Raw genomic sequence first — 9126 nt, 5'->3', positions numbered from 1 at the left:
AGCAGGCTGAAGACGGCTCGGCGGTGGCCGAGGTCTGCCGCAAGGCCGGGATCAGCGAGGCAACCTTCTACAACTGGCGGAAGAAGTATGCAGGCTTGATGCCCTCGGAGATGAAGCGGCTGCGTCAGCTTGAGGAAGAGAACGGGAAGCTGAAGCGGATTGTCGCCGACCTGTCGTTGGACAAGGCCATGCTTCAGGATGTGCTCTCAAAAAAGCTCTGAGGCCTGGCCGCAAGCGCGAGCTTGTCGACAAGGTGCGAAGTGACTGGAAGGTGTCAGTCAGGCGGGCCTGCTCCACGCTTCGGGTTGATCGCGCTCTTTACGTCTACAAGTCGAAGCGCGGCGACCAGGCCGCTCTCAAACACCGGATCAAGGACATCTGCGCGACGCGGTGAGATACGGCTATCGGCGCATTCATGTGCTGCTGCAACGGGAGGGCTGGGCCGTTAACGTCAAACGGGTCTATCGCCTGTACCGGGAATTGAGCCTGCAATTACTGCGGAATCCGAGGCAAAGCGGCCACCGATTCCGACGGAAGGCGGCCAGCGATTCCGATCGAAAGCGGCCACCCAATCCGAACGAAGGCGGCCACCCTGTTGATAGGGTGAGACGGGGGGCGTTGTCGGCAATCTGAACGGGGCAAGGTCCCTCCTTTTGCGGTTGACGCAATGGGAGGTCCGATGCCCGCCGAGAGATTGCCGATGCGGAAGATTCGAGAAGTTCTACGCCTGAAGTATGCCTGTGGGGTGAGCGATCGGGTGATCTCCCGATCGGTCGGGATCGGTCGCACGGCGATCGCGGAGTATGTCCGCCGCGCCGCGGTGATCGGCATCACCTGGCCGATACCGGAGGAGCTCGACGACACAGCACTGGAGCGCAAGCTGTTTGCGCCAGCCGGCTACAACCCGCCGCGATCGAAGCCGCTTCCGGATTGGGGGCATGTCCATGCCGAGTTGCGCCGCCGCAGCGTAACGCTGGCGCTGCTGTGGGAGGAATACCGCGGCCATCATCCCGACGGCTACGGCTACAGCCGGTTCTGCGACCTCTACGTCGAATGGCGCCACGGCATCACGGCGACCATGCGGCAGACCCACGCGGCCGGCGAAAAGCTGTTCGTGGACTTCGCCGGCGATACCGTGCCGGTGTTCGACGGGCTTACCGGGGAGGTGCGCGCCGCCAAGATCTTCGTCGCGGTCATGGGAGCGTCGAACTACACATTCGTCCAAGCCCGGTTCAGCGAGGCGCTGCCCGACTGGATCGGCGCCCATGTGGATGCGCTCACCTTCCTGGGCGGAGTGCCGAAGGCGCTCGTCTGCGACAATCTGAAGGCCGGGGTGACGGTGGTGAGCCGCTACGAGCCAGGCGTCAACCGGACTTACCAGGATCTTGCCACCCATTACGGCACCACCATTATGCCGGCGCGGCCCCGCAAGCCGCGCGACAAAGCCAAGGTGGAGGCGGCGGTTCTTATCGTCCAGCGATGGATTTTGGCGCGGCTGCGCAACCGGCGCTTCTTCTCGCTCGCCGAGTTGAATGTTGCGATCCGCATCCTGGTCGACCAACTCAACGCCCGCCTGATGCGCAAGCTCGGTGCCAGCCGCCGCGAGTTCTTCGACACCATCGATCGTCCGGCCCTGATGCCGCTGCCGGCCGAACCCTATCAGTACGCCGAATGGCGTCGTGCCCGTGTAGCGCCGGATTACCATGTCGAGGTTCAGGGGCACTTCTACTCGGTGCCATCTCGCCTGATCCGCCAGGTCGTCGAGGTGCGGGCCACCGAGGCAACCATCGAGGTGTTCCATCGCGGCACCCGGATCGCCAGCCACGCACGCTCAGGCGTCAGGCGCCGCCACACCACGATCCCCGAGCACATGCCGAGCGCACATCGCCGATACGCCTTCTGGACGCCGGCACGTCTGCTGGCCGCCGCCGAGAAGATCGGTCCGTCCACGATCGCGCTGTGCCAGGCGATCATGCGGACAAAGCCCCATCCCGAGCAGGGCTTCCGATCCTGTCTCGGCATCCTGCGGTTGGAAAAGACCTATGGGACGCAACGTCTGGAAGCCGCGTGCCGCCGTGGGATCAGCATCGGCTCAGCGAGCTATCGGTCGATCGCCTCGATCCTCAAGACCGGCCTGGACAAAGCCTTCCTTCCCGACACCGCCCCCGAGGCCGATCCCATCCAGCACGGCAACATCCGTGGCCGCGGCTACTACCACTGACCACCAACAAGGAGACCTTATGCTCAGCAACCACACCCACGAACGTCTCGCTGCTCTCGGGCTCGCCGGCATGGCCAAGGCCTTCGACGATCAGCAACGCCAACCGGACGTTACCGCGCTGACCTTCGAGCAGCGCCTCGGCCTGATGATCGATCGCGAAGCAACCGAGCGAGAGAACAAAAGGCTCATCGTGCGCCTGAAGTTCGCCTCGCTACGGCAGGCCGCAATCGTCGAAGATGTCGATCTGCGCGCTCCGCGCGGCATCGACCGCGCCTTCTTTGCCAAGCTCGTCGATGGCGATTGGATCAGCCGCAAGCAAAATTTGCTCATCACCGGGCCGACCGGCGTCGGCAAGAGCTGGATCGCCTGCGCACTCGGCCACAAGGCATGCCGCGATAATCGATCCGTCTTATATCATCGCCTGCCAAGGCTGTTCGAAGCCCTTGCGCTCGCCCGCGGGGACGGACGCTATGCGCGGCTCCTCAAGACACTATCGAGGGTCGATTTGCTCATCCTCGATGATTGGGGCCTCGCACCGCTTACCGGCGAGCAGCGTCGCGATCTCCTCGAAGTCGTCGACGATCGACACCAGCGCGGATCGACCATCATCACCAGCCAGGTGCCGATCGAAAATTGGCATGAGGTCATCGCCGACCCGACCATCGCCGACGCCGTCCTGGATCGGCTCGTCCACAATGCTCACCGCCTCACACTCAAGGGAGACAGCATGCGAAAGATCACTGCGCAGCGCGCCAATCTTGACGCAGCCAAGAAAACCTGACCCAACTCCTCATGCCGGCAACGACACTCCGGCCGCCTTCGTCGGAACAGGTGGCCGCCTTCGATCGGAATGCATGGTCGCGTTCAATCGGAATCCCTGGCCGCAATCCCCGGAATCCGCAAATTACGCAACAAAACGCCCAAGCGCCGCGTCAAAGCCAAGCTGCGAGAAGATCGAACCGATGCCAACCAGATCAACGAGACCTGGGCCATGGACTTCGTTCACGACCAGCTGGCCACCGGCCGCAAACTCCGCGTGCTGACGATTGTCGACATCTTCAGCCGCTTCTCGCCGGCGGTCGATCCGCGGTTCAGCTATCGAGGCGAGGACGTTGTGCTGACTCTGGAGCGCATCTGCAAAACCGTCGGTTACCCGAAGAGCATTCGTGTGGATCAGGGATCGGAGTTCATCTCCCGCGATCTCGATATCTGGGCTTATCAAAGAGGCGTTGTGCTCGACTTCTCACGTCCCGGCAAGCCGACGGACAATAGCTTCATCGAATCCTTCAACGGCAAGTTCAGAACCGAATGCCTGAACATGCACTGGTTCCTGAGCCTTGACGACGCCCGGCAGAAAATGGAGGATTGGCGTAGAGACTACAACGAAGTCCGGCCCCATAGCGCGATCGGCAACAAGGCGCCGATATCGCTGTTGAATGGCTCATCGGCGCCCCCGCCGGCATGAGCTAAACCCCGGAAAATTCCAGCATCAGCTGGCCTAGTTTTGGGGAGCACTTCACAGAAGGCCGGACTCTAACTTCAACTGGAGGAAATCGGCAGGGGCAGGTCAGCATTCGGTTGGGCCAGCCGTTCGTCCATTTCGAGCAGGAATGCGGCCACCTTCTCCAGTGCTGTCTTCCGGCCCAGAAGAAGCACGTGATTTTCAGCGTGCTGAAGATTACGACTGACAAGGCCGAGAAGGTTCGTCGCCGCCGCCGCTCCATTTGAGACTTCGTCAAGGCAGGTATGCCGCCTCGTTAGAAGGACTTTGGTTTCGATGATGGCCTCGGCGGTGAAGCGATGAGTTGCCCCATTATCAAGCCCGAACATATCTCCAGGCAGATGAAACGAGTTGATTTGCCGCCGACCATCAGAGAGCAATTTGTAAGCCCGCACCGCTCCAGCGATGATCTGATAGATGTACTCTGGCTCCTCTCCCTCGCCGAATATCTCCGAGCCTTTACGGTACCTGAACTCACTACAGCCGGCGCGCTCACCAGCAATTGCTGCGAGATGACCGTCAATCGGCCGGCGGCTAGATGTATGGACCCGTACCAGCATCGACGCCTCCCTTGAATTTCGCAAATGTTAGGCTTGAGCCTCGCGAAGGAGATTGATCTGACGCAAATACTGGACCTACGTATTCTTACGCACCCCGAAGCGCTGTCCCACTTATTGTCCGTTCGGGCAGTGTCACGCGCCGTGCGGGACGCCATGCCCTTCATTAACACGGCGGATGCTGTGATCACCGTCACGGTCAATCTGTGCGATGTTTCCGTCGAAGCATCACCTGAACAGCTCGCAAGACACGTTACGCGTAGAGGTTTCCCGACCAGGACCGTCTACCTTCCGTCCGGGCGCCGCGACGGCACTAAAGAACGTACCAGCGTCTCGCACGTCGGGCATTCCGCGCCCGAAACGCTTGGTCGTTCCTGTCTTGCTGCTCCGCTCCATAATGATCGTCGCGCGCATGGTATCGGACGCTTACTACGCTCGAATGACCATACGAGAATGTAGGATGCGGCATGCCGCTGCGCCGCCGACTACCGCTGTCGATCTCCGCCTTCTTGACCCGGTCTGCGGAGTGGGCCGATCTTGGCCCATCGATGTCGCCGCTTCCCAGCGAGAAGAATGCTCGCTGGCGTGACCCAGAGCCATCCGAATCGCTCGGGCCCGGACGTCGGGTGAACACTTGATCGTGGTCTTGCTTGTCCTGGCTCTCCATCCTCTCAGGAGTGAGAGCCTCCGGCAAACCCGGGGCGGTTCACTCTCAGGGGAGCCGCACTCGCCGCCTGCATCGATCTATGCGACGGCGCCAGCCAGCGTTCCTTGAGGGCAACTTTCATTGGCCGCGATCAGGTGCTCATTGCATCCGTCCGGACAGGAGCGATCCCGATCGCCAGCGGACGTGCTCCAGATCATCGCGATAACTTAACTAGCGCCCCGGCGGCGCCGTTGCGCGGCAGCCCTTCCGAAAAACACCCATCTGTTCGAGAGAACCATTCCACGTCGTATCGCGGAACGTCTTAGAGTTCGAAACATGCGGCTTCATGTCGACGGGCTCGCAGACTGCGCAATCGGAATGGCACCCGGTCAACGAGCGCGCCCACACTCCAATGCCACGCTCCTGGTTGAGTTCCGGCAGGGTCCATCGGGACAGCAGCGGTCCACAGCGGCAGCCCTGCTTCCACCGTCATGCGGGCGCAGGAATGCCATATCGAGCGGTGGCGGGTCGAACGGATACAATGAGACCACCCGCCGATCGGCGATCAATGTGTTTGTGATGCTCCGGTGCGATGGAAGGACCCCACGGTGGCCAACGACGGCATCCGCGCGGCCGCGGCTTCTCATCTGCGTCACAAAACCCGACGCTGAGGCTGTCTGGCCTCTTCGGGCGTCTCCGCGTTGATTTCCGAGCGGCTTAGCGCCCTCCCCGGCGTTTCTGAAAGGTCGTGATTCACACGCGACGGCCCAAGCGATTACGCACGCGTCCCGCGAGCGATTGCCAGGCATACTGCTTCTTGAAACAAGACACCTAATTAATTTGGTGCATCTCTCCCACGACCCCCAACATGCGGGGAACCCAATGCACTCTTTCGATGCCCTCGAAATGATTTGTTCTATGGTCTCGCCATCAAGCGCTCGCCATGTCGAGTTTACTTACCGATCAAGGGGTTTTCGGCGGAGCCCAACATTGTTGCGCGGGATGGTCGTTCAACCAGGATGACAGAAACAGGCCGCGCAGATCCCAAGCACTCGCTCCAACCATATTCTTCATCATCGCGGACACCTGAACATTTATCAAGATCAACTCCAAAGCGGGCCAGCGCAGCTCATGAGCAGCCAGTGGCCGACGTAATATAGGCGCGCACCACTGCCCCATCCGCATGCTCTCGATCCTCGGATATTGTCAGCGGCGACCACCCTTCTGGCCCATCGACAAACACATGTGTTGCTTGCCCGAGGCACTTTAACTTTATGCGAGCTTCCGCAGTGTCTTGAGTTCGTGGTTCTCAAGTCGTCGGAGCCGCAGGCGGACTAAACGGGCAGGTGACGACTTGTCAGGCTCGGGGCAGATTGACGACGTTCGCCTTAAGCTCCTGGAGCATGTCCGCAATCCCGTCGACGAGCGCGTCGACCTGGTCCTTGTTAACAATCAGAGGTGGGCACATTACCAACGCATCGCCAACATTCCGCACAATGATTCCTCGCTCGTGCATCAACCGGCACGCGATCGCGCCGATCTCGCCCGGAGTGGTAGCGGGGACGTTCTCCTCCTTCTCCACCACCAGCTCGATCGCTGCCATAAGGCCAATGCCGCGGACTTCGCCAACGACCGGATGGTCGGCGAGGCCGCGCAGCCGTTCCTGCATGTAGCCGCCGATGCGGCTGGCGTTCGCAATCAGCTCCCGCTCGTCGATGACTTTGAGGTTTTCAATTGCAATGGCGGCTCCGACCGGGTGACCACCACCTGTGAAACCGTGGGCCAGCACTCCAATCTTATTGCTCTCTTCCGCGATTGGACCGAACATGCAATCATTCATAATGATTGCAGACAGCGGAAAATAGCTGGACGTGAGCTGCTTTGACACTACCATGACATCTGGCGTGATGTCATAGGTTTCGCAGCCGAACATTTTTCCCGTCCTGCCAAAGCCGCAAATTACCTCATCGGCGACCAAAAGAATACAATGCCGTTTTAGTACCTTTTGTATTTTCTCCCAGTAGGTCGGCGGCGGAACGATTACGCCACCCGCGCCCATTACAGGTTCGGCGAAGAAGGCTGCAATGGTATCAGGACCTTCTTGCTGAATCTGCGACTCGAGCTCCTCGGCCCGACGCGTCGCAAACGTCTCCTCTGATTCGCCAGGAAGACTGTCTTTGTAGAAATGAGGGGCGCCCGCGTGCAGAATGTTCGGCAGCGGCAGATCGAAGGAGCGATGGTTCTCGGGCAGCCCGGTCAGGCTTGCCGCAGCGATCGTGACCCCGTGATAGCCACGCAAACGGCTGATCACTTTCTTACGCTGAGGCTGGCCCAAGGCATTCGAGCGATAGGCGATCAGTTTCAGCACGGTGTCGTTCGCCTCCGAGCCGGAGTTTGTGAAAAATACCTTGCTCATAGGCACCGGGGACATCCTGACGAGCTTCTCGGCGAGCTCGATGGCGGGCCCATTCGATCGTGATGCGAAGGTATGATAGAACGGCAGGACTTGCATCTGACGATGGGCGGCTTCGATGAGCCGTTTCTCACTGAAGCCGAGTCCCGCACTCCAGAGACCGGCCATGGCATCGAGATAGCGGATACCGGCCGCGTCGAAGACATAGGGACCTTCGCCGCGTTCAATTATTATTGGACCAGCTTCTTGATGCGACCGTGCGTTAGTATAGGCGTGAAGCTGATAAGCCGCATCTCGGGCTTCTTGAGAATTGTATTGCACGGTCGACGTCATGGCATCCGTCCAACAGTTGCACTCGGGAAACATGATCGAGCGACAATATGACCAACTTTTTTCGGTAGTGCGAGCGAGTACCAACTTCCGGTGTTTGCTTGAGCATCTCCTGGATCGCTCTCCCTCGGCGAGGGCAGGCAAACGCCGACGTGAATGACAATTCGAACCTTCGTTCGGACGACGGTTGTTAGCACTGCCACCAACTTCTGCCTCGCACCCGGAGCCAAGCCCGTCGGGACAATCATCGCAGCGGCGCCATCGGCGAGGCAACCAGCTCTGTGCGCAGTTCTATTGACGCGTTTCCTGTACGCCATTCATGCTATCTTTCGTCTAGTCTCCGCACCGGGCGAGTCGTACGGCGATGCGCGACCTAGGAAGCATGACAGGCTAATCAGATTCATGCAGTTGGACACCTGCCAACGTTTATAGGCTCCTATTTCGTACAGTGTAGCATCTGAGGACAGATTGCTTTGTGTATCCGGCTTGGTGCGCCTGCCAACCCCTCCACCAGAGCAATCCGTTCGCGGAGGTAGACACTATCCGCCGATGACGACACGGCCACACTCGCGGCGCGGTGCGCCGTCTGAGATCGCCTCACCTGCCGTCGGCGCGGGATCCGGCGCAGCGCTCCAGGTATTTAGTCCCGAATTGATGTGGCTTGCAGTGTCTCAAGCGGCCAGGTTCGTCCGCCCAGGCGGTGCAAAGCGGTTCGTTGGGTGTGATGCCGCGGGGTCAAGTTGTCGGCTTCCCAGAAACACGGCGAGGTATTTCTTGAGCTGCTTGTGTGAGTGATATCGGCGTACGGTGGCTTCCTCGGGGGCTTCGGTTCATGCGTTCAACTTGACGATTGGTCACTGGTGATTGTCTTGGTGAGACGATGTTCGATTCCACGTGGTCGGCAAACGCGCTGAAATTTATGCAGCTTGTATCGCGCGGTCGGCCCGCGCCACGGTCACGCTCGCGGTCCGAGTTGCAATACAGCGCTCGACGGCTCCGCTCCAAGAGTTAGCCGCCCGGCAGGGTGCTAAAGCAGAGGACGGTCGCCAAGTGGCGCAAGCGAGCGTTCGTCCACGATGCGAAGATGGGCCCGCAATGCCTTCCATGTGTGAATCGGTCGTCCTTGCACCGCAGCCTTCTGTCGAAAGTCGCGGCGATTCCACGACAACGCCCGATTCGAACATACGCCGGTTTCTACAAGGGCGAGGTGATCCATCAGCGCGGACCGTTGCGCAGCTTCGACGCCGTCGAATTCGGAGCATTGGAGTGAGTGGACCGGTTAGCAGCCGACGTCTCTTGGTGCGCATCGACAACATACCGGCGGACGACTCCGAGCAACGCAACTACGCCCTGCTGGAACAGCGCCCGTCGGCCCATAGCTAGTCGTCCGTTAAGAAGCCGAATTGAGCGGGAGCGGACAGGCAAGCGTATGCGATAGCTGGATCAGGAAGAGGCACA

At 60.1% G+C, this 9126-nt stretch carries 4 protein-coding genes and 2 pseudogenes; 4 read left to right on the top strand and 2 right to left on the bottom strand.

The window, feature by feature from the left end; translation table 11 throughout:
• The 4 genes and pseudogenes from AC0L21_RS37510 to AC0L21_RS37495 all read left to right on the top strand — a co-directional run.
• Positions 1-582: pseudogene (locus AC0L21_RS37510) on the top strand (IS3 family transposase); the annotation flags it as partial.
• A 97-nt stretch (positions 583-679) separates the two neighbouring features.
• Positions 680-2221 carry an IS21 family transposase gene (istA, locus tag AC0L21_RS37505; RefSeq protein ID WP_473266973.1) on the top strand — a complete coding sequence of 514 codons (1542 nt, stop codon included), beginning with the start codon at positions 680-682 and terminating at the stop codon, positions 2219-2221.
• A 19-nt stretch (positions 2222-2240) separates the two neighbouring features.
• Positions 2241-3002 (top strand): IS21-like element helper ATPase IstB, encoded by a 762-nt coding sequence (gene istB / locus AC0L21_RS37500; RefSeq protein ID WP_007592724.1) that lies wholly within the window; start codon positions 2241-2243, stop codon positions 3000-3002.
• Between the two features lie 120 nt (positions 3003-3122).
• Positions 3123-3686 (top strand): annotated as a pseudogene (locus AC0L21_RS37495) (integrase core domain-containing protein); the annotation flags it as partial.
• Positions 3687-3760: 74 nt separating this feature from the next.
• On the opposite strand, the gene AC0L21_RS37490 reads toward AC0L21_RS37495, so the two are convergent.
• Together AC0L21_RS37490 and AC0L21_RS37485 are read right to left on the bottom strand one after the other, a co-directional pair.
• The gene (locus AC0L21_RS37490) at positions 3761-4282 is read right to left on the bottom strand and encodes a cyclic nucleotide-binding domain-containing protein (protein ID WP_473266971.1); all 522 of its coding nucleotides are present in this window, start codon (positions 4280-4282) and stop codon (positions 3761-3763) included.
• Between the two features lie 2000 nt (positions 4283-6282).
• Positions 6283-7671, bottom strand: coding sequence for an aspartate aminotransferase family protein (locus AC0L21_RS37485; RefSeq protein ID WP_473266969.1), 1389 nt, complete (start codon positions 7669-7671; stop codon positions 6283-6285).
• Positions 7672-9126: the final 1455 nt, after the last annotated feature.

The organism is Bradyrhizobium sp. WSM4873, assembly GCF_055811355.1.
Note: the sequence above shows the minus strand (reverse complement) of the source record. Positions and strands in the feature narration are given on the sequence as shown.